The sequence below is a fragment of the Enterobacter cloacae complex sp. AR_0002 genome, assembly GCF_001922365.1.
Lineage (GTDB): Bacteria > Pseudomonadota > Gammaproteobacteria > Enterobacterales > Enterobacteriaceae > Enterobacter > Enterobacter hormaechei_C.
Genome location: NZ_CP018814.1, coordinates 3,740,305 through 3,762,937, shown reverse-complemented (window position 1 = coordinate 3,762,937; position 22,633 = coordinate 3,740,305). Strand labels below are relative to the sequence as shown.

Below are 22,633 nucleotides of genomic sequence, written 5' to 3'. Positions count from 1 at the left end.
GGCGCGTTGCTTGCCGGGCCTACAGATAAGACCAGGCCGGGTAAGCGTAACGCCACCCGGCATTTTCAAAGGAACTACAGTATGCAGACCATCACCACCTCCTGGTTCGTCCAGGGCATGATCAAAGCCACCTCCGACGCCTGGCTGAAGGGCTGGGATGAGCGCAACGGCGGCAACCTGACGCTACGCCTGGACGACGCGGATATCGAGCCATTTGCCTCCGATTTCCACCAGAAGCCGCGCTATATCGCCCTGAGCCAGCCGATGCCGCTGCTCGCCAACACGCCGTTTATCGTCACCGGTTCCGGGAAGTTTTTCCGCAACGTACAGCTGGACCCGGAAGCCAACCTCGGCGTGGTGAAGGTGGACAGCGACGGCGCGGGTTACCACATTCTCTGGGGACTGACGGACGACGCGGTACCCACATCCGAACTGCCGGCGCACTTCCTCTCCCACTGCGAGCGCATTAAGGCGACCAATGGCAAGGACCGCGTAATCATGCACTGCCACGCCACCAACCTGATCGCCCTGACCTACGTGCTGGAAAATAATTCTGATTTCTTCACCCGCAAACTGTGGGAAGGCAGCACCGAGTGTCTGGTGGTGTTCCCGGACGGCGTCGGCATTCTGCCGTGGATGGTGCCGGGTACCGACGAAATCGGCCAGGCGACCGCGACGGACATGCAGAAGCACTCACTGGTGCTGTGGCCGTTCCACGGCGTCTTCGGCAGCGGCCCGACACTGGATGAAACCTTCGGCCTGATCGACACCGCCGAGAAATCCGCGGAGGTGCTGGTGAAGGTCTATTCCATGGGCGGCATGAAGCAGACCATCACCCGGGAAGAGCTGATTGCCCTGGGCAAACGCTTTGGCGTCACCCCGATGCAGTCGGCGTTAGATCTGTACCAATAACAACATCGCGCCCCGCTCACCGAGACGGGGCGAAAACCACCTGCAATCCCTACAACTAACTCAAGTCAGTGGAGTAAAAGCAATGAAAATAAAAGCAAGCTTGATCCTCACCGTTGCCGCTCTGGCGTTGTCCGGTTCCGCTTTAGCAGAAGTGAAAATCGCCCTGGTGGCGAAGTCCTTAGGGAATGGATTCTTCGAGGCAGCGAACGTCGGCGCGCAGGAGGCGGCCAAAGAGTTAGGCGATGTAAAAGTGATTTATACCGGCCCGACCACCACCACGGCGGAAGCGCAGATCGAGGTGCTGAACGGGCTGATCGCCCAGGGCGTGGATGCGATCGCAATTTCCGCGAACGATCCGGACGCCGTCGTGCCGGTGCTGAAAAAAGCGATGCAGCGCGGCATTAAGGTTGTGTCGTGGGATTCCGGGGTGGCGAAAGCCGGGCGTCAGATCCATCTCAACCCGTCCAATAACGCCCTGATTGGCGAAACCAACGTCAAGCTCGCCGCCGATGCCCTGAAAGCGCTGAACGTGGAGAAGGGCGAAGTAGCGGTGCTGAGCGCCACGCCAACCTCCACCAACCAGAACACCTGGATTGCGGAGATGAAAAAGGTGCTGCCGAAGTACCCGTCCGTCAATCTGGTGACCGTGGCCTACGGAGACGATCTCTCTGACAAAAGCTACCGCGAAGCGGTCGGCCTGCTGAAAACCTACCCGGAGCTGAAAGTCATCGTCTCGCCGTCGTCCGTGGGCATTGTGGCTGCCGCGCAGGCGGTGAAGGACCAGGGCAAGATTGGCAAAGTGTACGTCACCGGTTTAGGCCTGCCGTCTGAGATGGCGGGCGCGGTGAAATCCGGCGCGAGCAAGAGCTTTGCCATCTGGAACCCGATTGACCTGGGCTATGCCGCGACTTACTTAGCGGACGATCTGGTGAAAGGCACGGCCACGAAAGGTGAGGCCAGCATGGGCAAACTGGGCAAAGTGAAGCTGGATGCGGACGGCAACGGCGCGATGGCCGAGCCGTTCGTCTACGATGCCAGCAATATTGATAAGTTCTCGAAAATCTTTTGATCCTTTCCCCCCTCACCCTAGCCCTCTCCCAAAGGGAGAGGGTCGGGGTGAGGGTGAACCAAACGGAGAACTATCATGACCCCATTGCTACAGCTTTCTGGCATCACCAAGGTGTTCCCCGGCGTACGTGCTCTTGAGAACGTGCAGCTTGCGCTGTGGCCCGGCAAAGTGACGGCGCTTATCGGCGAAAACGGCGCGGGCAAGTCGACGCTGGTCAAAGTGATGACCGGCATATACCAGCCCGACGAGGGCGAAATTCTCTACAAGGCGATCCCCGTTCACCTTCCAACGCCGGAGTCGGCGCATAAAATGGGTATCACCGCCATACACCAGGAAACCGTCCTGTTTGATGAACTCTCGGTCACCGAAAATATCTTTGTTGGTCAGTACCTTCACAAAGGCTTCCTGAAAAAGCTCGACTGGCCGGAAATGCACCGCCGGGCGCAGGCTATTCTCGCCCGCCTTGAGGTGCAAATCGACCCGCGCGCAACGCTGAAAACCCTAAGCATCGCCCAGCGTCACATGGTGGCGATTGCCCGCGCGCTGTCGTTTGAGGCGCAGGTGGTGATCCTCGACGAACCCACGGCGGCGTTGTCGCAGCATGAAATCCTCGAGTTTTACCAGATTGTGGAGCGCTTAAAGCAGGAGGGAAAAGCCATCCTGTTTATCTCCCACAAGTTCGACGAGATTTTTGAGCTGGCCGATCACTACACCATTTTGCGCGACGGCGTGTTCGTCGGTGCAGGGGCAATAAATGAGATCACCGAGGAGCGGATGGTGTCGATGATGGTCGGGCGCGCCATTACCCAAACCTTCCCGAAAATCGACTGCGAAAAAGGCGAGACGGTGCTGGAGGTGAAAAACCTCTGCCATCCGACCGAGTTTGCGCATATCTCGTTCTCCCTGCGTAAAGGGGAAATCCTCGGCTTTTACGGGCTGGTGGGTGCCGGGCGTACCGAATTGATGCAGGCGCTTTCCGGCATCACGCGGCCATCGTCCGGGGAAATTATCCTCAACGGACAGCCCCGGCGCTTCCGCCAGCCTGCGGATGCGATCAAAGCCGGTATTGTCTGCGTGCCGGAAGAAAGGCAGAAACAGGGGGCGATTATCGCCCTGCCGATTGCCCAGAACATCAGCCTGCCTCAGCTTGGCACGCTCAATCCGAACGGCGTGCTGCATGACGACCGTGAATGGAAACTGGCGAACGAGTACGCCAAACGCCTGCAAGTGAAAGCCTTCAGCTGGAAGCAGGCGGTGGAGACCCTCTCTGGCGGCAACCAGCAAAAGGTGGTGATCGGCAAATGGCTGGCGACGCACCCTGACGTGATCATCCTCGATGAGCCAACAAAAGGCATCGATATCGGCTCAAAGGCAGCCGTTCATCAGTTTATGTCCGAGCTGGTCAGTCAGGGGCTGGCGGTGATTATGGTCTCGTCCGAACTACCGGAAGTGATGGGCATGGCGGATCGCATTATCGTCATGCACGAGGGGCTGATGGTGGCCGAATACCAGGCGGGAGACGCGACGGCGGAAACCATCGTCAGCGCCGCCAGCGGTGCAAAACAGGAGGCGGCATAAATGCTTAGCTCACTCTTAAAACACCGCGAAGCCCTGCTGGGCGCGGTGATTATCCTGATGATCGTCGCCATTGGCAGCCGCGTGCCATCGTTTATCGCGCCGGGCAACCTGGTGGAGATGTTTAACGACACCGCCATTCTGATCGTCCTCGCGCTCGGGCAGATGATGGTGCTGCTCACTAAAGGCATCGACCTGTCGATGGCGGCCAATCTGGCCCTGACCGGGATGATTGTCGCCCTGATTAACTTCCATTACCCGGACGTGCCCGTCTGGGCGCTGCTGATCCTCGCCAGCGCGCTTGGGCTGCTGATGGGCGCGATAAACGGCCTGCTTGTGTGGAAGCTGGGCATTCCGGCGATTGTGGTAACACTCGGCACCATGAGCATCTACCGCGGAATGATCTTTTTGCTCTCCGGCGGCGGCTGGGTGAACTCCAACCAGATGGGTGCAGACTTCCTCGGCCTGCCGCGTGCGTCAGTGCTGGGCCTGCCGGTGCTGAGCTGGTGCGCCATCGCCGTACTGCTGCTGGTGGGCTACTTCCTGCGCTACAGCCGCACCGGACGGGCGCTCTACACCGCAGGCGGTAACGCCACGGCAGCGTACTACACCGGGATCAACGCCGGGAAAATGCAGTTCATCAGCTTCTGCCTTTCCGGTCTGCTGGCCGGGTTCTGCGGCTACCTGTGGATATCGCGCTTTGCCGTTGCGTATGTTGACGTCGCTAACGGTTTTGAATTGCAGGTGGTGGCAGCCTGCGTGATTGGCGGGATCAGCACCATGGGCGGCACCGGCCGCGTGCTCGGCTGTCTGTTCGGGGCGCTGTTCCTTGGCGTCATCAACAACGCCCTGCCGGTGATCGGCGTCTCCCCGTTCTGGCAGATGGCGATTTCCGGCTCGGTCATTGTCATCGCTGTGCTGCTGAACGAGCGCGGCAACAAACGCAAAGGCAGGCTGATCCTGCGCGACGCGGCGCTGGCACGTCAGAAACTGGCGGTGAAACCATGAGCAAAATGATGACATCTGAAGAGTTCAAACCCACTTCTGCGCCGGGCATCTTCCAGCGTCTGCTGTGCTGGGAGGGCTTCCTGCTGGCGGTGACGCTGGCGGTGTTTGTGGTGAACGCGCTCGCCTCGCCCTACTTCCTCAATATCTGGAACCTCTCCGACGCGACGTTCAACTTCACGGAAAAAGCGATCATTGTGTTGCCGATGGCGATGCTGATTATCGCCCGGGAAATTGACCTGTCGGTGGCCTCCACCATCGCGCTCAGCTCGACGGTGATGGGCTTTTGCGCGGCGGCGGGCGTCGATACGCCACTGCTGGTGTGCGTGGGATTAGGCGTCGGGCTACTGTGCGGGTTGTTCAACGGCATTCTGGTGACGCGCTTTAACCTGTCGTCCATCGTCATCACCATCGGCACCATGAGCCTGTACCGCGGGATCACCTACATCCTGCTCGGGGACCAGGCGCTGAACAGCTACCCGGAGAGCTTTGCCTGGTTCGGCCAGGGCTACGTCTGGGGCGCGTTGTCGTTTGAGTTCGCGCTGTTTATCGTCCTGGCCACTCTGTTTGCCTTTGTGCTGCACCGCACCAACTTTGGCCGCCGCACCTACGCCATCGGCAACAACCCGACCGGCGCGTGGTACTCCGGCATCAACGTGAAGCGCCACAACCTGATCCTCTTCGCGCTGGTGGGGCTGATGTCCGGCCTGGCGTCGGTGCTGCTCACCTCGCGTCTGGGCAGCACCCGTCCGACCATCGCGATGGGCTGGGAGCTGGCGGTGGTGACGATGGCGGTGCTCGGCGGCGTCAACATTCTCGGCGGGTCCGGCAGCATGGTGGGCGTGATTATCGCCGCCTTCCTGATGGGGCTGGTGACCTTCGGCCTGAGCCTGCTCAACGTGCCCGGCATTGTGATGTCGGTGATTATCGGCGCGATGCTGATCGTGGTGATTTCGCTGCCGATTATTACCCGCCGGATTATGCAGCGAAGACGGATCTCATAGCCGGGTGGCACTGCGTTTACCCGGCCTGCTTAACCGTAGGCCCGCGCAAGCGCAGCGCCGCCGGGCATAAAATTCACAGTAATTAAGGAGAATTATCATGAGCTTTATGTTGGCACTCCCCAAAATCAGCCTGCACGGCGCGGGCGCGATCGGCGATATGGTCAATCTGGTGGCAAACAAACAGTGGGGAAAAGCGCTGATTGTCACCGACGGTCAGCTGGTGAAGCTGGGCCTGCTCGACAGCCTGTTTACCGCGCTCGACGCCCATCAGATGTCGTATCACCTGTTCGATGAGGTATTCCCGAATCCGACGGAAGCGCTGGTGCAAAAAGGCTATGCGGCATATCAGGATGCGGAGTGTGATTACCTGATTGCCTTTGGCGGCGGCAGCCCGATTGATACCGCCAAGGCAATCAAAATCCTCACCGCCAACCCCGGTCCGTCAACCGATTACTCTGGCGTCGGCAAGGTGAAAAACGCGGGCGTGCCGCTGGTGGCGATCAACACCACCGCAGGCACGGCGGCGGAGATGACCAGCAACGCGGTGATCATCGACTCCGCGCGGCAGGTGAAAGAGGTGATCATCGACCCGAACATCATCCCGGATATCGCCGTGGACGATGCCAGCGTGATGCTCGATATTCCCGCCTCCGTGACCGCCGCAACCGGCATGGATGCGTTGACTCACGCCATTGAAGCTTACGTGTCCGTCGGCGCGCACCCGCTGACCGATGCCAACGCGCTGGAGGCGATTCGCCTGATCAACCTCTGGCTGCCGAAAGCGGTCGACGACGGTCACAACCTGGAAGCGCGCGAGCAGATGGCTTTTGGTCAGTATCTGGCGGGCATGGCGTTTAACAGCGCCGGTCTGGGGCTGGTGCATGCCCTGGCGCACCAGCCGGGCGCGACGCACAACCTGCCGCACGGCGTGTGCAACGCCATTCTGCTGCCGATCATCGAAAACTTTAACCGCCCGAACGCGGTTGCCCGATTTGCCCGCGTGGCGCAGGCGATGGGCGTTGACACGCGCGGCATGAGCGATGAAGCGGCCAGCATGTCAGCCATTCAGGCGATTCGCGACCTGAGCGCCCGGGTCGGCATTCCGTCCGGATTTAGCCAGCTCGGCGTGACCAAAGCCGATATTGAAGGCTGGCTGGATAAAGCTCTCGCCGACCCGTGCGCGCCGTGTAACCCGCGCACCGCCAGCCGCGATGAGGTCCGCGAGCTGTACCTGGAGGCGTTATGATCCGCAAAGCGTTTGTGATGCAGGTAAACCCGGACGCGCACGAGGAGTACGCGCGTCGCCACAACCCGATCTGGCCTGAGCTGGAGGCGGTACTGAAAGCCCACGGTGCGCACCACTACGCCATTTACCTCGACAAAGCCCGCAACCTGCTGTTTGCAACGGTGGAGATTGAATCGGAGGAGCGCTGGAATGCGGTGGCAAACACCGATGTCTGCCAGCGCTGGTGGAAACATATGGCTGACGTTATGCCGTCTAACCCGGATAACAGCCCGGTGAGTGCGGCGCTGAACGAGGTGTTTTACCTGGACTGATGTGTTAACGCTGCTGCCCCAGCGGTAGCAGCAATCTCCCGCCTGCCACTCAGCGTAAACGCCGACACCACCGTGATCGCCAGCACGAAACAGCCCAGTATCAGATACGTCTCCTGGAAGCCGACCCGGTCATACATATTTCCGGCAAAGGCGGAGAGGAAGATCGCCGCCGACTGTTTGGCAAACTGGAAGCCAATCAGGTAGATGGTGGCCGACAGGCGCGTATCAAACACCCCGGTGATGTACTTGAATGCCCCCACCAGCAGGAACGGGACTTCCAGCGCGTGCAGCATCTTCAGGGCAATCACCTCCACGGCGGTGGTGGCAAACGACGATCCGATAATGCGCGTCGCCATGATCACCCCGGCAATCAGCAGCGTGTTTTTCGCACCGATGCGGTTAATGATCCACGGCGAGCAGAACATGATGATCGCGTTACAGATTTCCCCCGCTGTGGTGGCGAAACCAAAGGCGCGGGTCCCCTCCTGCGGCGTGGCGAAGAAGGTTTTGAAGAAGGTAGCAAACTGCTGGTCGAAGACGTCATATACGCAGGCCACGCCAATCACGTACAGGATGAACATCCACATTCTGCGCTGGCGGAACAGGTTGAACACGGTTTTAGCAGTGATCTGCCGCTGGTTCGCGCCCAGGGCGTTCATGACCTGCGCCGTCTGGTTGGGCTTCGGTTTCGCGACCACCAGCAGCAGCATCAGCAACAGCGCCGCCGCCGATCCCATCCAGAAAACATACGACGGATCGATGCCGAACAGGATGCCGCCCGTTGAGGCGCACAGCCCCCAGCCGAGACAGCCGAACATGCGCGCCTTGCCGTACTCAAAAAAGCTGTTGCGGCTCACGCGTTCAATGTAGGCCTCAATCGCCCCCGAACCCGCTGAGAAGACAAAGCCGATATACAACCCACCGCTCAGCGCCCCCAGCCAGATATTGGTTTTCAGCAGCGGGGCGAAGACGTACAGGAAGAACGGCGCGAACAGGAACAGCAGCACCGAAATGATCCAAAGCAAATGTTTTTTCAGCCCCAGCTTGTCCGAAATGACCCCCAGCACCGGCTGGAAGGCAATGGCCGACAGCGAGATGCAGGAGAAAACAATCCCCGTATGGGTTTTGTTCAGGCCGATGATGTCCGACAGCCAGATCGGCAGGAACGGAAAACAGGTGGCCATGATGAAGAAGTAGAGAAAGAAGAACAGCCCGAAGATCCAGAAGTTAGGGTTGTCTTTGTGGGTACAGGTTGTTGTGTTCATTATTTTTATCCTCAACGGAGGGCCGGTTGCCCGGCCCGTCACCCTTACACGCGTTCCACACCAATCAGAATGGTGGTTTCCGGATCCAGAATCGGCAGCGCAATACCCGCCTGCATCAGCCATTCACCGCTTACCGTTTGCGGCGCGTCCATCCACGCCGGCAGCTTGCGCATGGTGTGCCCGCCCTCGCCCGTAATCTGAATGTTCGGGTGATCGAGCAGCGTGATGCGGTACTGCGCGCTGGCGTCTAACCCCGGCATGCGCAGCGGCATCATCAGGGTGTAATCCGGCATCGCGAGCTGGCTGACCAAAAACAGCCCCTGCGTCTTGTCTTCGCTCACTATACCCTGCGCCAGGGTGGTGGCGTCCGGCATATCCACGCGCCACTGGGTGCCGTGATGAATGACCCCGCGCCACCGCTTATACAGCGCGGCGTAATGTCGATAGCCTTCACGCTCCTGCGCGTCGACGGTGAGCGGATCCAGCTCCAGCCCCATGTGACCAAACAGCGCCGTCAGCCCGCGGAACTGAATGCTGTGCTGGCGGAAGGTAGCGTGACATTTATGATGACCGATATGCGCCCCCATCACCTCCGGCGGGAAGAAGTAGCTCATGCCGCGCTGGATAGTGTTGCGCTCCAGCGCGTCGTTATTGTCGGACGCCCAGAAGCGGTGGCAGCGGGTCAGCACTTCATAATCGATTCGCCCGCCGCCGGAGGAGCAGGATTCAAACTCAATGTGCGGGAAACGCTCGCCCAGCACGTCCAGCAGGCGATAAAACTGGCGCGTCTGGGCATCGGCGGCGGCTTTGCCCTTGTGCCCTGGCTGCACCAGCTCGCGGTTCATGTCCCATTTCACGTAGTCGACCGCGTGTTCGCCCAGCAGCCAGCTCATGCGCTCGACCAGATAATCAAAGGCCTGCGGAATATTAAGATTGAGCACCAGCTGATGTCGCCCGGTCGCCTGGGCGTAGCCCGGCAGCGCCAGCACCCAGTCAGGGTGCGCGCGGTACAGATCGGAATCCGGGTTAATCATCTCCGGCTCAACCCAGATACCAAACTCCATGCCGAGCTGTTTAACGTGATCGATTACCGGCTTAAGGCCGTTCGGGTATTTTTTCTCGTCCAGATACCAGTCGCCCAGCGCGGCGTGGTCGTCGTTGCGGCCTTTGAACCAGCCGTCGTCAATGATAAAGCGCTCCACGCCCAGCGCTGCGGCCTCGTCGGCCATGCGCATGATGTAGTCCGGATCGTGGTCGAAGTAGATCCCCTCCCAGGTGTTGAGATGCACCGGGCGCGGTTTATCTTCCGGGAAGCGGATAACGTTATCGCGCAGGTAGCGGTGGAACTGCTGGCTCATGCCGTTCAGCCCGTGCGGGGAGTGGCTGGCATACAGGCGCGGCGTCCAGAGCGTTTCCCCCTCTTCAATCGCCATTTCACCCGGCAGGTAGAGCGCTTCGGCCTGCATATAGCGGCGGCCATCGGTTTTCGCCTCTGCGCGCAGGCGGTGGTTGCCGCTCCAGCCCAGATGCACACCCCAGACGTGGCCGTGCATTTCACTGAATGACGGCGTACCTGAAATCAGTGCCGGGAAATGTTCGTGGGAGGTTTTACCCCGACGGTTTTCAATCACGAAGCTGTCGTGCTCAAGCGTAACGCGGTGCGGCTGAAACTCCCTGATCCATCGTCCGTGGAAGGCCATCACCTCCTGCGCGCGTTCGGCCACCGGCAGCGTCACGGCAAAGCGATCCACCTGCCACGCCAGCGTTTTCAGGTTGGTTAACCCATGGCGCACCACCAGTACGCCGCTGGCATCCAGCGTTATTTCACTGGTCAGGCGCAAGCCTGCATGCTCGTCTTCAGCAGTGATTGTCAGGGCGTTTAACGCCTGCTGCACCTGCGTGGTTTTAAATACCGGCGATCCGTCCAGCCCCTGGCGATGCCCCTCGATGCCCGGCGAGCCAAACAGCCCATGCCCCAGCTCTGCCATCAGCGTGACGGGGGAGTCGACGTCCAGCCTGCCGTTAGCAACCGGGCGCGCAATACTCAGGACATCCTGCGGCGAGAAGTGCTGAAGGTGCGGCCCCCAGTAGAGAATTTCGGCGAACGGGTGGGTTTTTAGCACCACGTCAACCGTATTGCTTTCAAGTCGAAAAATGGCATCTTGCATCGGACATCTCCTGTCATCGGGATGTCCTGAGTTTTGATCCGAAACGTTTCGGATACAAACCAAAACGTTTCGGATCTGTGATCGGGTTTGGAATTTTTCGTGTGATTAGGCCGTCTGGCCTGGGGAGAATTCTGGCTGCCAGAGCACCTGAAGGGTGTCAATGTCGTCGCCGTTAATCAGCTGGCGCACCATATCGGCAATCTGTTTCCCGACGCCTTGACGGGTAGACTGGATCACCGCCGCGACGTCGATATCGACAATGCTGTCCTGCGGTAAGCCGTCATAGACCACCAGCGAGACGGCATTTTCACCGGTTAAGCGTCCCATCTGCGCCAGGGCCATCGCTGCGCCGTCGCCGTGGGTGTTGCAGTCGGTAATGATGGCCGTGGGCGGCTGCGGCAGGGAGAGAAGTTCTTGCGTGGTGGCATAACCCACGCGGCGCGAAGGAGGCATGGCGCGCAGCCATTCGCTGGAAAGTCCGGCTTCCCGCAGCGCGTCCAGGTAGCCCTGGCGGCGCTGGGTGATGAATGCCTGGTTGTTGCTTTCGCCCAGCAGCGCAATGCGCTGATGGCCTTTCTCGATCAGCCAGCGGGTGGCCTGATACGTACCGGCATAGTTGTCGAAATCGAACCACGCGTACGGCTGCGGAAGCTGGCTGCGGCCGAGCGCCAGGAACGGGAACCCGGCGGCCTGAAGCTGCTCAAGACGCGGATCGTGATCCAGCGTATGCGCCACTATCAGCGCATCCACGCGTCGGCTCTGCACCATGCGCATATAGCTGTGTTTATCGGCCAGATCGTCATCGGCAATCAGCAACAAATCGATTTCATGTCGCGCCAGTTCGTGGCTAATTTCGCCGACCATGTCCATAAATACGCTGTTATTGAGCGGAACAGGATGGACCGGGAACACCAGCCCGACGGCGTCGATTTTGCCCATCTTCAGGCGACGGGCAAAGGTATTTGGTCGGTAGCCACGGCGCTGGGCCTCCGCTTCCACGCGGGCGCGCGTCTCAGCAGAAACGTCGTCATATCCGTTGAGGGCGCGGCTGACGGTGGTAACAGACAGCCCCAGTTCTTTGGCAATGGCTTTAAGCGACATGATTTTCCGTATCTTCTTTAGTTTTGTTCCGCCACCAGCAGCGCGTGCGTATCGGGCTCCAGCGCCTTAAAGATATGCGGCTGGTCAGCGGGGTAGCAAATGTAATCTCCCGGGCCGAGTTCTTCCGCCGCGTCGATCAGACCGACCATCGCCCGCCCCTGGGTCACGATAATATGCTCAACCGAACCAGGCGGATGGGGCTGGGAAATACGGTCTGCCCCCGGCTGAGTCAGCAGCAGATAGATATCACGACGCGCGCCCGGCGGACACGCCGCGAGCAAAATCGCCTCGTAGTTCGCCTGCCCGGCGACGACTTTTGTGCCCTCGCCGCGGCGGATCACCTGCGTGACGGGTTGCTGCGGCTCCAGTAACCGGGCAAACGGAATATCCAGCGCCACGCAAAGCGACCACAGCGTTTCCAGGCTAGGATTGCCGTTGCCAGACTCCAGTTGTGAAAGCGTGGATTTGGCGATCCCGGCACGGCGGGCAATTTCCGCCAGTGAGAGCCCGGTTCGCAGGCGTTCTCGTACCAGGCTTTTGGCGATCACGCTGATTGGCTGCGTCATAAAAACGGCCTCTTTCTCTCTATAACGAACGAATCGTTCGCCTTGTAAAACGATTTTGATGCGTTCATTATAATGGAAATACGTTCGATATGGCTAAAATGGTATGAAGAAACACCTCTCCTGTCTGAAAGGCGACACGATAAAAGCGATCGTCCTGGTCTGCCTCGCGGTGGGCGTAGTCGGCATGTCTTATGGCTCACTAGCGATGGCCTACGGTTTCCCGCTGTGGGTGCCGTTTGTCCTCTCCCTCACGGTGCTGGCAGGCGCATCCGAGTTTATGTTTATTGGCATCGTGGCAAGCGGCGGCAATCCGCTGGCAGCGGCCGCGGCCGGTTTACTGGTAAACGCGCGCCATGTGCCGTTCGGCGTAACGGTGCGTGACCTGGTGGGCAAGCGCGGCCTGAGCTTTCTGGGCTGTCATATTATGAACGATGAAAGCGTGGTGTTCGGCCTTTCGCAAAAAACCGCCGAGCAGCGTAAAGCGGCCTACTGGCTGTGCGGCCTGGGCGTGGCAATTATCTGGCCGCTGGGGGCGGTACTGGGGGCGATGGTCGGCAAGCTGCTGCCAGACCCGGAAACCATCGGGCTGGACGCGGTGTTCCCGGCGATCCTGCTGGCGTTAGTGGTGCCGGCATTTAAAAACCGTACCACGCTGATCCGCGCCTGTAGCGGCGCAGTGTTGTCGCTGGCCGCCGTACCGTTTGCGCCGGTGGGTCTGCCGGTACTGCTCTCTTTGCTCGGCCTTGCCGCGAGGAAAAAATAATGGAAAACATGACGGTCTTTATTCTCGGCATCGCCATTCTTTCTGCCGGAACCTATCTGATGCGTCTTGGCGGAGCGAAGCTTGGCAACCGGCTGGCGCTTTCAGAACGGTCGCAGGCGCTGCTTTCAGACGCGGCTACCGTTTTGCTGTTCTCCGTCGCGTTGGCGACAACGTTTTATGAAGGGGACCATTTTGCCGGGATGGCACGTGTGCTGGGCGTGGGGTTCGCGGTGTTTCTGGCCTGGCGCAAAATGCCGTTAATTGTGGTGATCGTCGCGGCGGCGGTGGTGACCGCACTGCTGCGTCTGGCAGGCATAAACTAAAAAGCGCCCCAGGGGCGCTCTTTCGACGGTATAGCGGAATTATTTGTTCAGTTCAGCGGTCATGTGTACGCGGTTACCGGTGAATGCCTGGGTAATTTTGTAGGATGACGCGCCCGCTTCCTGAGCCTGTGCAGCGATTTTAGCTTCTGCACCATCCAGGGTAGAGGCGGATGCGGTCACTGTCTGCGCAGCGAAAGAACCAAAAGAGGTAGCCAGAGCGATTACTGCGACAAAAGTTTTGATGCTTTTCATGAGATAAACCCTTTCGTTAAGTTGTTTAGATAAGGCGCTGTGCCTTGATGAGATAAATATTAGACCTCATCATGAACAACTAAAAGCGGAAGGATTTGCTATACTCATTCAAAATTACTGATCAACTATCAATCGCTGCGGATGGGTGTAAATAGTTGCTCTACCCGGCTTGCAGAACCCCACCAGCGTCAGGTTGCAGCGCTCCGCCACTTCCACCGCCAGCGTGGTTGCCGCTGACACCGCAAACAGAATTTCCACGCCGCACATGGCGGACTTTTGCACCATCTCATAGCTGGCGCGGCTGGAGACTAACGCCGCGCCCTGCTGCCAGACGTTGCTTTCCCGAGCGCGGCGACCTAAAAGCTTATCCAGCGCGACGTGGCGGCCCACATCTTCATGACCGTCGGCAATGTTGCCTGACGGCAATATCCATGCCGCCGCGTGGGTACAGCCGCTGAGCTGACCGATGGGTTGCACGTCGTTCAGGTGCTCAAGCGCCCGATCAAGGTGCGCCAGATTGAACGTCTGGGTGAACGGCAGCGGGATAATGGGTTTGCCGATATCGTTAAGCTGTTCAACGCCGCACACGCCGCAGCCGGTACGTCCGGCCAGCGCCCGGCGGCGCTCTTTCAGCCCCATAAAGCGGCGGCTGGAGAGTTCGATTTGCACTTCAAGACCATTACAGGCATGAACCACATCCATGCCGTAGATCTCCTGCGGATGCGCAATGATGCCTTCCGAGAGGGAAAAACCTATGGCGAACAGCTCCAGATCTTTCGGCGAGGCCATCATCACCACATGCGAAATACCGTTGTAAACCAGGGCAACGGGGACCTCTTCCGCCAGAAAATCCGGCGTGGCATGTGAAATGTGAGGCGGTCTGTGTACCGACAGTTCCACAATACCCGCAGGCAGTGGCGACGCGTGGGCAACACGGTTTTGTTTAGACACAACGGTATTCCTGAACAACCACGGAAGTGAGCCTGCTATTGCAACACAAACGGCAGGCCTTACGCATAGTATGGATCAACTTTTCAGCAACCATTCTCCTACTCAATACGGAGGGGTGCAACCGATCACCTGCTACACCTCTTTAACATGCACAGGGTAAAATGTGATTGATATCACATTTTATAATCAATGCCGTGATAATACGTTCACTTTGTTTTAACCCCGTTGGAACAGGCGTACCGACATTGTGGTATTCTGGGCTTATCCCTCGGAGAAATGAGGGATTAACGCAAATTTTTCTCCTTTGCGGTTAATTCTCAACCGCAGAGTAAAACTACATAGCAATGTCGTAATGAACCAAGGAGTGACCCATGCAGGTCAGCAGAAGGCAGTTCTTTAAGATCTGCGCTGGCGGTATGGCAGGCACCACGGCGGCGGCACTGGGCTTTGCGCCCGGTGTAGCGCTGGCGGAAACACGGCAGTATAAACTGCTGCGCACCCGCGAAACCCGTAACACCTGTACGTACTGCTCCGTCGGCTGTGGGCTGTTAATGTATAGCCTCGGCGACGGTGCGAAAAACGCCAAAGCATCTATTTTCCACATCGAAGGCGATCCGGATCACCCGGTAAACCGTGGTGCACTCTGTCCGAAAGGGGCCGGTCTGGTAGATTTTATCCACTCCGAAAGCCGCCTGAAGTTTCCTGAGTATCGCGCTCCCGGCTCTGACAAATGGCAGCAAATCAGCTGGGAAGAAGCGTTCGATCGCATCGCTAAGCTGATGAAAGAAGACCGCGATGCCAACTTTATCGCGAAGAATGCCGAAGGCACCACCGTTAACCGTTGGCTCTCCACCGGCATGCTGTGTGCTTCAGCGTCCAGTAACGAAACCGGCTATTTAACCCAGAAATTTACGCGCGCACTCGGTATGCTCGCGGTCGACAACCAGGCGCGTGTCTGACACGGACCAACGGTAGCAAGTCTTGCTCCAACATTTGGTCGCGGTGCGATGACCAACCACTGGGTCGACATCAAGAACGCCAACCTTATTGTGGTGATGGGCGGTAACGCCGCTGAAGCGCACCCTGTCGGGTTCCGCTGGGCGATGGAAGCCAAAATCCACAACGGCGCGAAGCTGATTGTGATCGATCCCCGCTTTACGCGTACAGCGTCAGTGGCGGATTTCTACACCCCGATTCGTTCAGGTACTGACATCACTTTCCTGTCAGGCGTACTGCTGTACCTGATGACCAACGAAAAATATAACCGCGAGTACACCGAAGCCTATACCAACGCCAGCCTGATCGTGCGTGAGGATTACAGCTTCGACGATGGCCTGTTCAGCGGTTATGACGCCGAAAAACGCAAATACGATAAAACCAGCTGGAACTACGAGCTGGACGAAAACGGCTTTGCGAAGCGCGACACCACCCTGCAACACCCCCGCTGCGTGTGGAACCTGCTGAAAGAGCACGTTTCCCGCTATACGCCGGAGGTTGTCGAAAACATCTGTGGGACGCCGAAAGCGGATTTCCTGAAGGTGTGCGAGTTGATTGCGGAAACCAGCGCGAAAGATAAAACCGCGTCGTTCCTGTATGCGCTCGGCTGGACGCAGCACTCCATCGGCGCGCAGAACATCCGCACCATGGCGATGGTTCAGCTGCTCCTCGGCAACATGGGGATGGCAGGCGGCGGCGTGAACGCCCTGCGCGGTCACTCCAACATTCAGGGTCTGACCGACCTCGGCCTGCTGTCTCAGAGCCTGACGGGTTACATGAACCTGCCGAGCGAGAAACAGACTGACCTGCAAACCTACCTGACGGCCAGCACGCCAAAACCGCTGCTCGAAGGCCAGGTGAACTACTGGGGCAACTATCCGAAGTTCTTCGTCTCGCTGATGAAAGCCTTCTACGGCGACAAGGCGACGGCGGAAAACAGCTGGGGCTTTGACTGGCTGCCGAAGTGGGACAAAGGTTACGACGTACTTCAGTACTTCGAAATGATGCACCAGGGCCAGGTCAACGGCTATATCTGCCAGGGCTTTAACCCGGTGGCGTCGTTCCCGAACAAGAACAAGGTTGTCGAGTCTCTGTCGAAGCTGAAGTTCCTGGTGACGATTGACCCGCTCAATACCGAAACGTCGACGTTCTGGCAGAACCACGGTGAGTCGAACGACGTCGATCCGTCGAAGATTCAGACCGAAGTGTTCCGTCTGCCGTCCACCTGCTTCGCGGAAGAGAACGGGTCTATCGTCAACTCCGGCCGCTGGTTGCAGTGGCACTGGAAAGGCGCAGACGCCCCGGGCATCGCCCTGAATGACGGCGAGATCCTGGCCGGCATCTTCTTACGCCTGCGTAAGATGTACGCCTCTGAGGGCGGCGCAACGCCTGAGCCGGTACTGAACATGACCTGGAACTACTCGACGCCGGAAAACCCAGCGCCGGAAGAAGTGGCCATGGAGAGCAACGGTAAAGCGCTGGCGGACGTTATCGACCCGGCGACCGGTGCGGTGCTGGCGAAGAAAGGCGATCAGCTCAGCACCTTCGCGCACCTGCGCGATGACGGTACGACGTCAAGCGGCTGCTGGATCTTTGCCGGGAGCTGGACGCCGAAAGGCAACCAGATGGCCAACCGCGATAACGCCGACCCGTCGGGCCTCGGTAATACGCTGGGCTGGGCATGGGCGTGGCCGCTTAACCGCCGCATCCTCTATAACCGTGCCTCCGCTGATCCGCAGGGCAACCCGTGGGATCCGAAGCGTCAGCTTCTGAAGTGGGACGGCGCGAAATGGGGCGGCGTGGATATTCCGGACTACAGCACTGCCGCACCAGGCAGCGATGTCGGGCCGTTTATCATGCAGCCTGAAGGGATGGGCCGTCTGTTTGCTATCGATAAGATGGCGGAAGGGCCATTCCCGGAACACTACGAGCCGTTTGAGACGCCGCTGGGTACTAACCCGCTGCACCCGAACGTGGTCTCTAACCCGGCAGCCCGTATCTTCAAGAGCGATTTTGAAGCGCTGGGTAAAAAGGACAAGTTCCCGTATGTCGGCACCACTTACCGTCTGACCGAGCACTTCCACTACTGGACCAAGCACGCGCTGCTGAATGCCATCGCGCAGCCGGAACAGTTTGTGGAGATCGGCGAGAAGCTGGCGAACAAACTCGGCATTGCCCATGGCGATACCGTGAAGGTCTCCTCTAACCGCGGCTACATCAAAGCCAAGGCGGTGGTGACCAAGCGTATTCGCACGCTGAACGTTCACGGTCAGCAGGTGGATACCATCGGCATCCCGATTCACTGGGGTTATGAGGGCGTGGCGAAGAAAGGGTTCATTGCGAACACCCTGACGCCGTTCGTCGGTGATGCGAACACGCAGACGCCGGAGTTTAAGGCCTTCCTCGTGAACGTGGAAAAGGTGTAACGGAGACGACTTATGGCTTATCAATCTCAAGACATTATCCGTCGTTCCGCGACTAACGGTTTCACGCCCGCGCCTCAGGCGCGGGACCACCAGCAGGAAGTGGCGAAGCTTATCGACGTGACCACCTGTATCGGCTGTAAAGCCTGTCAGGTGGCCTGCTCTGAGTGGAACGACATCCGTGACGAAGTGGGTCACAACGTCGGGGTGTACGACAACCCGGCGGACCTGACCGCCAAGTCCTGGACGGTAATGCGTTTCTCGGAAGTGGAGCAGAACGACAAGCTGGAATGGCTTATTCGCAAAGACGGCTGTATGCACTGTGCGGATCCGGGCTGCCTGAAGGCGTGTCCGTCAGAAGGGGCTATCATTCAGTATGCCAACGGCATCGTCGACTTCCAGTCCGAGCAGTGCATTGGCTGCGGCTACTGCATCGCGGGCTGTCCGTTCGACGTGCCGCGCATGAACCCGGAAGACAACCGCGTCTACAAATGTACGCTGTGCGTTGACCGCGTAAATGTCGGCCAGGAGCCAGCGTGCGTGAAGACCTGTCCAACCGGCGCTATCCACTTTGGCTCTAAAGAGGATATGAAAACGCTGGCGGCAGAGCGCGTGGGCGAGCTGAAAACTCGTGGTTACGATAACGCGGGCCTGTACGATCCGGCCGGGGTTGGCGGTACGCACGTCATGTACGTGCTGCACCACGCCGACAAGCCGAACCTGTATCACGGCCTGCCGGAGAACCCGGAAATCAGCGCCACCGTGAAGTTCTGGAAAGGCATCTGGAAACCGCTGGCAGCGGTCGGTTTTGCTGCCACCTTCGCAGCGAGCATCTTCCACTACGTCGGCGTTGGTCCGAACCGCGCGGAAGAGGAAGACGATAACCTGCATGAAGAGAAAGACGAGGTGCGCAAATGAGAAAACGTGACACCATCGTGCGCTACACCGCGCCGGAACGTATCAACCACTGGGTCACCGCCTTCTGCTTCATGCTGGCGGCGATAAGCGGGCTGGGGTTCTTCTTCCCGTCCTTCAACTGGCTGATGCAGATCATGGGGACACCACAGCTGGCGCGTATACTGCACCCGTTTGTGGGCGTCATCATGTTCGCGTCGTTCATCATCATGTTTTTCCGTTACTGGCACCATAACCTAATCAATCGGGATGATATCTTTTGGGCGAAGAATATTCGTAAGATCGTCGTCAACGAGGAAGTAGGTGATACCGGGCGTTATAACTTCGGCCAGAAATGCGTATTCTGGGCGGCGATTATCTTCCTGGTCCTGTTGCTGGTGAGCGGCGTGATCATCTGGCGTCCGTACTTTGCGCCTGCTTTCTCAATCCCGGTGATCCGATTTGCGCTAATGCTGCATTCATTTGCCGCAGTGGCGTTAATTGTGGTTATCATGGTGCATATTTACGCCGCCCTTTGGGTGAAAGGCACCATTACCGCGATGGTGGAAGGCTGGGTCACCAAAACGTGGGCGAAGAAACATCACCCGCGCTGGTACCGTGAAGTCCGCCAGAAACAGGAAAAGTCATCTGAATGAGTATTCGCATAATCCCGCAAGATGAGCTGGGGTCGAGCGAGAAACGTACGGCGGAGTATATTCCGCCGTTGTTATTCCCCAGACTCAAGAACCTCTACAACCGCCGCGCAGAGCGTCTGCGCGAGCTGGCAGAGAACAACCCGCTGGGCGATTTTCTGCGTTTTGCCGCGCTGGTCGCCCATGCGCAGGAAGTGGTGCTGTACGACCATCCGCTGCAAATGGACCTGACCGCACGCATCAAAGAAGCCAACGAACAGGGCAAGCCGCCGCTGGACATTCACGTCCTGCCGCGCGACAAGCACTGGCATAAGCTGCTGCATTCGCTGATTGCCGAGCTGAAGCCCGAGATGAGCGGCACGGCGCTGGCGGTCATTGAGAACCTGGAAAAAGCCTCAGAGCAAGAGCTGGAAGAGATGGCGAGCGCGCTGTTTGCTTCCGACTTCTCGCTGGTGAGCAGCGATAAAGCGCCGTTCATCTGGGCTGCGCTGTCGCTCTACTGGGCGCAAATGGCGAGCCTGATCCCAGGCAAAGCCCGCGCCGAATACGGCGAAGCGCGCCAGTTCTGTCCGGTGTGTGGTTCAATGCCGGTCTCCAGCATGGTACAGATTGGTACGACACAGGGGCTGCGCTACCTGCACTGCAACCTGTGTGAAACCGAGTGGCACGTGGTGCGCGTGAAGTGCAGCAACTGCGAGCAGACCCGCGATCTGAACTACTGGTCGCTGGAAAACGAAGACGCAGCGGTGAAAGCCGAAAGCTGCGGCGACTGCGGGACTTACCTGAAGATTCTGTATCAGGAAAAAGACCCGAAAGTCGAAGCGGTGGCCGACGATCTCGCCTCGCTGATTCTGGACGCCAAAATGGAGCAGGAGGGCTTTGCCCGCAGCTCTATCAACCCGTTCCTGTTCCCGGGTGAAGGGGAGTAATCTCCTGTGACAGTGCCGGGCGGCGCGAGCTTGCCCGGCCTACACCTCGACAGCAATACCTGCCGTCTTATATGCCAGATGCTCTTCAGCCCGTAGTCCAGGATCCGTCTAAAGACGCGTTATCGCTTTAGCATCGCTTCCACGGCAAATCTCAGGCAACATCCGCACTTTATGTCTGTGACGAAAGCAGATAATAAAAAAGCTCTCGCCTTTGCGAGCAGCTTTCAAGACTTTTCCCCTCAATAATATTCTTGTTTTCTTTTGAATCAAACCAGGCTATAAAGCTGTACATTCATACAGTTAAAAGGTGTTTTCATGGCACTGGAAAAGGGTATTGAACGGCTGGTTCAAGGATTTATCGCTGCAGGTCGCCCCTCATCGCGTCGCCAGACAATTGAGGTACGACGAGCAGGCTATATTGCCAGCACGGAGCTTGCCGGGAAGACCGAAACGCGCGTTCAGCTGGAGACGCTTGTTCTTGAGGGTCTTACCATTCGGGTATTTTCACCTCTCAATGCGCCTGAAATATTGCCTGCTGCCATCTACTACCACGGCGGATGTTTTATCAGCGGCGGCTTTGATACCCATGACAACCAGCTCCGTCAGTTAGCCTACTACGGCAATTGCCGGGTGATTGCGATTCAGTACAGACTGGCGCCGGAGCATACCTTCCCCGCCGCACATGACGATGCTGAAAGAGGTGCGAATCTGGTCTGGCAGTATGCAGACGAATTAGGCGTGGATAAGAACCGACTCACCCTCTGTGGAGACAGCGCAGGAGGGCATTTGGCGCTGGTAACGGCGCTGCGGCTTAAGGTTAAAGGGCTGTGGCAACCTGCGCAGCTTATTCTTATCTATCCCATGCTCGACGCCACGGCCAGTTTTGAAAGCTATACCCTCAACGGCATGGATTACGTGATTACTCGCGATACCCTTTTGAGCGGCTATGAAATGTATCTGGCTGGAGCCGACCGTCAGCATCCTGAAGTCAGTCCACTGTGGCGCAACGACTTTAGCGGTCTGCCGAAGGTCCATATTGTTACCGCTGAGTATGATCCGTTACGTGACGAAGGCGAGGCGCTTTATCAGCGCCTCACGGCGCAAGGCGTGAAGTGTACCGCTCAACAATGGCGGGGTGTAATTCACGGCTTCTTCCAGTTGGGTGGAATTAGCCAGTCAGCGCGAGACATTATGCGAGATATTGCCTGGCGCATTAACCATGCCGGGCGAGAGTGAGAAGGAGACTACTCCTCCTCGTTCCCACCCTCTTCATACGCGCCATACGGCTTCGCAGGCAGAACGATATAGGTGCCTTCAAACACCGCGCCTGGCGTTTCATCGCCGAACAGCTCAACCTGCATCTGTACGCGTGCTTTACGTCCACGCGCCAGACGGTCGAGATCGCCGCCCAGTGCGCCCAGGTCAGCTACCGCGCTCGGCTTGCCGCTGATCGGCGCGCTGTAGCGGATATGGGCATCGGCCAGAATAATGGTGCCGCCGAGATGACGTTCGCGCAGCATCAGCCAGATCAGTCCCCATCCGGTGAGCGTGGCGAGTGAAAACAGGCTGCCGGCAAACAGGGTATGGTGCGGGTTCTGGTTGCCGGTTTCCGGCATGGTGGTGATAAATTTTTGTCCGGTATACTGCTGAATACGCACACCCATTTTTTCACTGAGCGGAATGTGCTGATACCACGCCTGCTGGAGCTGCCCGCACCAGTCGGCGCGATGGAGAATATCGTCCAGCGTGGCGATGGGTTTGATCATCAAAAAGTGACGAATCGGCGTAGTTTGCGGGGCGGTGATTTCCCCCTGATTCACGAAACCAAGCTTGGCAAAGAACTCAACGGCATCTTCGCGGGCGCTACAGGTGACGCGCTTGACCCCTTCCTGACGGGCAACGGATTCCAGCGTCATTGCCATCAGCGTTCCAAGGCCTTTGTCCTGCACGGAGGGATGAACGGCCATAAAGCGGATTGAAGCTTCGTTGTCGGCATTGATGTACAGACGTCCCACGGCAACGAGGTTGCCCTCTTCATCAACCACCATCTGGTGGTGCGCCATCGCGTCCCAGGCGTCGCGTTCAGAGCCTTTCGGTTGATGCAGTGGTTTGCGCAGCATTTCCCAGCGGAAATGGTAATAAGCGTCTAATTCTTCTTCCGTTTGCGGTACTCGAAGGTGATACATAGCTGTACTCTCTCTTGTTACCCGCGGCCATACCGCCAGTT

At 58.3% G+C, this 22,633-nt stretch carries 21 protein-coding genes; 14 read left to right on the top strand and 7 right to left on the bottom strand.

Annotation, left to right across the window (positions count from 1 at the left end; all coding sequences use genetic code 11):
* Positions 1-81 precede the first annotated feature (81 nt).
* The 7 genes from rhaD to rhaM all read left to right on the top strand — a co-directional run bounded on the left by rhaD (position 82) and on the right by rhaM (position 7,122).
* Positions 82-912: a rhamnulose-1-phosphate aldolase gene (rhaD, locus tag AM329_RS18635; protein ID WP_003861989.1), complete on the top strand. Its 831-nt coding sequence runs from the start codon at positions 82-84 to the stop codon at positions 910-912.
* An 82-nt stretch (positions 913-994) separates the two neighbouring features.
* Positions 995-1,981 (top strand): rhamnose ABC transporter substrate-binding protein, encoded by a 987-nt coding sequence (gene rhaS, locus AM329_RS18630; protein ID WP_003861987.1) that lies wholly within the window; start codon positions 995-997, stop codon positions 1,979-1,981.
* A 75-nt stretch (positions 1,982-2,056) separates the two neighbouring features.
* Positions 2,057-3,559 carry a sugar ABC transporter ATP-binding protein gene (locus tag AM329_RS18625; protein WP_032608115.1) on the top strand — a complete coding sequence of 501 codons (1,503 nt, stop codon included), beginning with the start codon at positions 2,057-2,059 and terminating at the stop codon, positions 3,557-3,559.
* Positions 3,560-4,564: an ABC transporter permease gene (locus AM329_RS18620; RefSeq protein ID WP_022652071.1), complete on the top strand. Its 1,005-nt coding sequence runs from the start codon at positions 3,560-3,562 to the stop codon at positions 4,562-4,564.
* Complete coding sequence (locus tag AM329_RS18615) at positions 4,561-5,565, top strand: ABC transporter permease (RefSeq protein ID WP_032608116.1); 1,005 nt, start codon at positions 4,561-4,563, stop codon at positions 5,563-5,565. The genes AM329_RS18620 and AM329_RS18615 overlap by 4 nt, the downstream gene beginning before the upstream one ends.
* 97 nt (positions 5,566-5,662) lie before the next feature.
* Positions 5,663-6,811: a lactaldehyde reductase gene (gene fucO, locus AM329_RS18610; protein WP_022652073.1), complete on the top strand. Its 1,149-nt coding sequence runs from the start codon at positions 5,663-5,665 to the stop codon at positions 6,809-6,811.
* Positions 6,808-7,122: an L-rhamnose mutarotase gene (gene rhaM, locus AM329_RS18605; RefSeq protein WP_022652074.1), complete on the top strand. Its 315-nt coding sequence runs from the start codon at positions 6,808-6,810 to the stop codon at positions 7,120-7,122. Before fucO ends, rhaM begins: the two co-directional genes overlap by 4 nt.
* On the opposite strand, the gene AM329_RS18600 is transcribed toward rhaM, so the two are convergent.
* The 4 genes from AM329_RS18600 to AM329_RS18585 form a co-directional block, all read right to left on the bottom strand.
* Positions 7,110-8,387 carry an MFS transporter gene (locus tag AM329_RS18600; RefSeq protein ID WP_003861977.1) on the bottom strand — a complete coding sequence of 426 codons (1,278 nt, stop codon included), beginning with the start codon at positions 8,385-8,387 and terminating at the stop codon, positions 7,110-7,112. The genes rhaM and AM329_RS18600 overlap by 13 nt on opposite strands.
* A 44-nt stretch (positions 8,388-8,431) precedes the next feature.
* Complete coding sequence (locus AM329_RS18595) at positions 8,432-10,555, bottom strand: alpha-galactosidase (RefSeq protein ID WP_032608117.1); 2,124 nt, start codon at positions 10,553-10,555, stop codon at positions 8,432-8,434.
* A 105-nt stretch (positions 10,556-10,660) separates the two neighbouring features.
* On the bottom strand, positions 10,661-11,656 hold the full coding sequence (locus AM329_RS18590; protein ID WP_003861974.1) for a LacI family DNA-binding transcriptional regulator: 996 nt from the start codon (positions 11,654-11,656) through the stop codon (positions 10,661-10,663).
* Positions 11,657-11,673: 17 nt separating this feature from the next.
* The gene (locus AM329_RS18585; protein ID WP_003861973.1) at positions 11,674-12,222 is read right to left on the bottom strand and encodes a helix-turn-helix domain-containing protein; all 549 of its coding nucleotides are present in this window, start codon (positions 12,220-12,222) and stop codon (positions 11,674-11,676) included.
* Between the two features lie 103 nt (positions 12,223-12,325).
* On the opposite strand from AM329_RS18585, the gene AM329_RS18580 reads away from it, so the two are divergent.
* Entirely contained in the window at positions 12,326-12,985 is a 660-nt protein-coding gene (locus AM329_RS18580; protein WP_022652076.1) for an AzlC family ABC transporter permease, read from the top strand.
* Complete coding sequence (locus AM329_RS18575) at positions 12,985-13,308, top strand: AzlD domain-containing protein (protein ID WP_003861969.1); 324 nt, start codon at positions 12,985-12,987, stop codon at positions 13,306-13,308. Before AM329_RS18580 ends, AM329_RS18575 begins: the two co-directional genes overlap by 1 nt.
* 39 nt (positions 13,309-13,347) lie before the next feature.
* Here AM329_RS18575 and AM329_RS18570 read toward each other — a convergent pair whose 3' ends face one another.
* Together AM329_RS18570 and fdhD are read right to left on the bottom strand one after the other, a co-directional pair.
* The gene (locus AM329_RS18570; protein ID WP_003861966.1) at positions 13,348-13,560 is read right to left on the bottom strand and encodes a DUF1471 domain-containing protein; all 213 of its coding nucleotides are present in this window, start codon (positions 13,558-13,560) and stop codon (positions 13,348-13,350) included.
* Positions 13,561-13,674: 114 nt separating this feature from the next.
* Positions 13,675-14,511 carry a formate dehydrogenase accessory sulfurtransferase FdhD gene (gene fdhD / locus AM329_RS18565; RefSeq protein WP_075155268.1) on the bottom strand — a complete coding sequence of 279 codons (837 nt, stop codon included), beginning with the start codon at positions 14,509-14,511 and terminating at the stop codon, positions 13,675-13,677.
* A 371-nt stretch (positions 14,512-14,882) separates the two neighbouring features.
* On the opposite strand from fdhD, the gene fdnG reads away from it, so the two are divergent.
* The 5 genes from fdnG (at position 14,883) to AM329_RS18535 (ending at position 21,642) form a co-directional block, all read left to right on the top strand.
* Complete coding sequence (gene fdnG, locus AM329_RS18555) at positions 14,883-17,933, top strand: formate dehydrogenase-N subunit alpha (RefSeq protein WP_086623598.1); 3,051 nt, start codon at positions 14,883-14,885, stop codon at positions 17,931-17,933.
* A 12-nt stretch (positions 17,934-17,945) separates the two neighbouring features.
* Positions 17,946-18,848 (top strand): formate dehydrogenase subunit beta, encoded by a 903-nt coding sequence (fdxH, locus tag AM329_RS18550; RefSeq protein ID WP_003861960.1) that lies wholly within the window; start codon positions 17,946-17,948, stop codon positions 18,846-18,848.
* Positions 18,845-19,480 (top strand): formate dehydrogenase cytochrome b556 subunit, encoded by a 636-nt coding sequence (fdoI, locus tag AM329_RS18545; protein ID WP_003861958.1) that lies wholly within the window; start codon positions 18,845-18,847, stop codon positions 19,478-19,480. Before fdxH ends, fdoI begins: the two co-directional genes overlap by 4 nt.
* A complete protein-coding gene (fdhE, locus tag AM329_RS18540) occupies positions 19,477-20,406 on the top strand; it encodes a formate dehydrogenase accessory protein FdhE (protein ID WP_023323896.1) in 930 nt (309 codons plus the stop codon). Before fdoI ends, fdhE begins: the two co-directional genes overlap by 4 nt.
* Positions 20,407-20,721: 315 nt before the next feature.
* Positions 20,722-21,642: an alpha/beta hydrolase gene (locus tag AM329_RS18535; RefSeq protein ID WP_023323897.1), complete on the top strand. Its 921-nt coding sequence runs from the start codon at positions 20,722-20,724 to the stop codon at positions 21,640-21,642.
* Positions 21,643-21,650: 8 nt separating this feature from the next.
* On the opposite strand, the gene fabY is transcribed toward AM329_RS18535, so the two are convergent.
* Positions 21,651-22,592 carry a fatty acid biosynthesis protein FabY gene (fabY, locus tag AM329_RS18530; RefSeq protein ID WP_015569910.1) on the bottom strand — a complete coding sequence of 314 codons (942 nt, stop codon included), beginning with the start codon at positions 22,590-22,592 and terminating at the stop codon, positions 21,651-21,653.
* Positions 22,593-22,633: the final 41 nt, after the last annotated feature.

Bases quoted from the DNA above. Each gene is read 5' to 3' on its own strand.
- rhaD (WP_003861989.1), top strand. From the start codon at position 82: ATGCAGACCATCACCACCTCCTGGTTCGTCCAGGGCATGATCAAAGCC.
- rhaS (WP_003861987.1), top strand. From the start codon at position 995: ATGAAAATAAAAGCAAGCTTGATCCTCACCGTTGCCGCTCTGGCGTTG.
- AM329_RS18625 (WP_032608115.1), top strand. From the start codon at position 2,057: ATGACCCCATTGCTACAGCTTTCTGGCATCACCAAGGTGTTCCCCGGC.
- AM329_RS18620 (WP_022652071.1), top strand. From the start codon at position 3,560: ATGCTTAGCTCACTCTTAAAACACCGCGAAGCCCTGCTGGGCGCGGTG.
- AM329_RS18615 (WP_032608116.1), top strand. From the start codon at position 4,561: ATGAGCAAAATGATGACATCTGAAGAGTTCAAACCCACTTCTGCGCCG.
- fucO (WP_022652073.1), top strand. From the start codon at position 5,663: ATGAGCTTTATGTTGGCACTCCCCAAAATCAGCCTGCACGGCGCGGGC.
- rhaM (WP_022652074.1), top strand. From the start codon at position 6,808: ATGATCCGCAAAGCGTTTGTGATGCAGGTAAACCCGGACGCGCACGAG.
- AM329_RS18600 (WP_003861977.1), bottom strand. From the start codon at position 8,387: ATGAACACAACAACCTGTACCCACAAAGACAACCCTAACTTCTGGATC.
- AM329_RS18595 (WP_032608117.1), bottom strand. From the start codon at position 10,555: ATGCAAGATGCCATTTTTCGACTTGAAAGCAATACGGTTGACGTGGTG.
- AM329_RS18590 (WP_003861974.1), bottom strand. From the start codon at position 11,656: ATGTCGCTTAAAGCCATTGCCAAAGAACTGGGGCTGTCTGTTACCACC.
- AM329_RS18585 (WP_003861973.1), bottom strand. From the start codon at position 12,222: ATGACGCAGCCAATCAGCGTGATCGCCAAAAGCCTGGTACGAGAACGC.
- AM329_RS18580 (WP_022652076.1), top strand. From the start codon at position 12,326: ATGAAGAAACACCTCTCCTGTCTGAAAGGCGACACGATAAAAGCGATC.
- AM329_RS18575 (WP_003861969.1), top strand. From the start codon at position 12,985: ATGGAAAACATGACGGTCTTTATTCTCGGCATCGCCATTCTTTCTGCC.
- AM329_RS18570 (WP_003861966.1), bottom strand. From the start codon at position 13,560: ATGAAAAGCATCAAAACTTTTGTCGCAGTAATCGCTCTGGCTACCTCT.
- fdxH (WP_003861960.1), top strand. From the start codon at position 17,946: ATGGCTTATCAATCTCAAGACATTATCCGTCGTTCCGCGACTAACGGT.
- fdoI (WP_003861958.1), top strand. From the start codon at position 18,845: ATGAGAAAACGTGACACCATCGTGCGCTACACCGCGCCGGAACGTATC.
- fdhE (WP_023323896.1), top strand. From the start codon at position 19,477: ATGAGTATTCGCATAATCCCGCAAGATGAGCTGGGGTCGAGCGAGAAA.
- AM329_RS18535 (WP_023323897.1), top strand. From the start codon at position 20,722: ATGGCACTGGAAAAGGGTATTGAACGGCTGGTTCAAGGATTTATCGCT.
- fabY (WP_015569910.1), bottom strand. From the start codon at position 22,592: ATGTATCACCTTCGAGTACCGCAAACGGAAGAAGAATTAGACGCTTAT.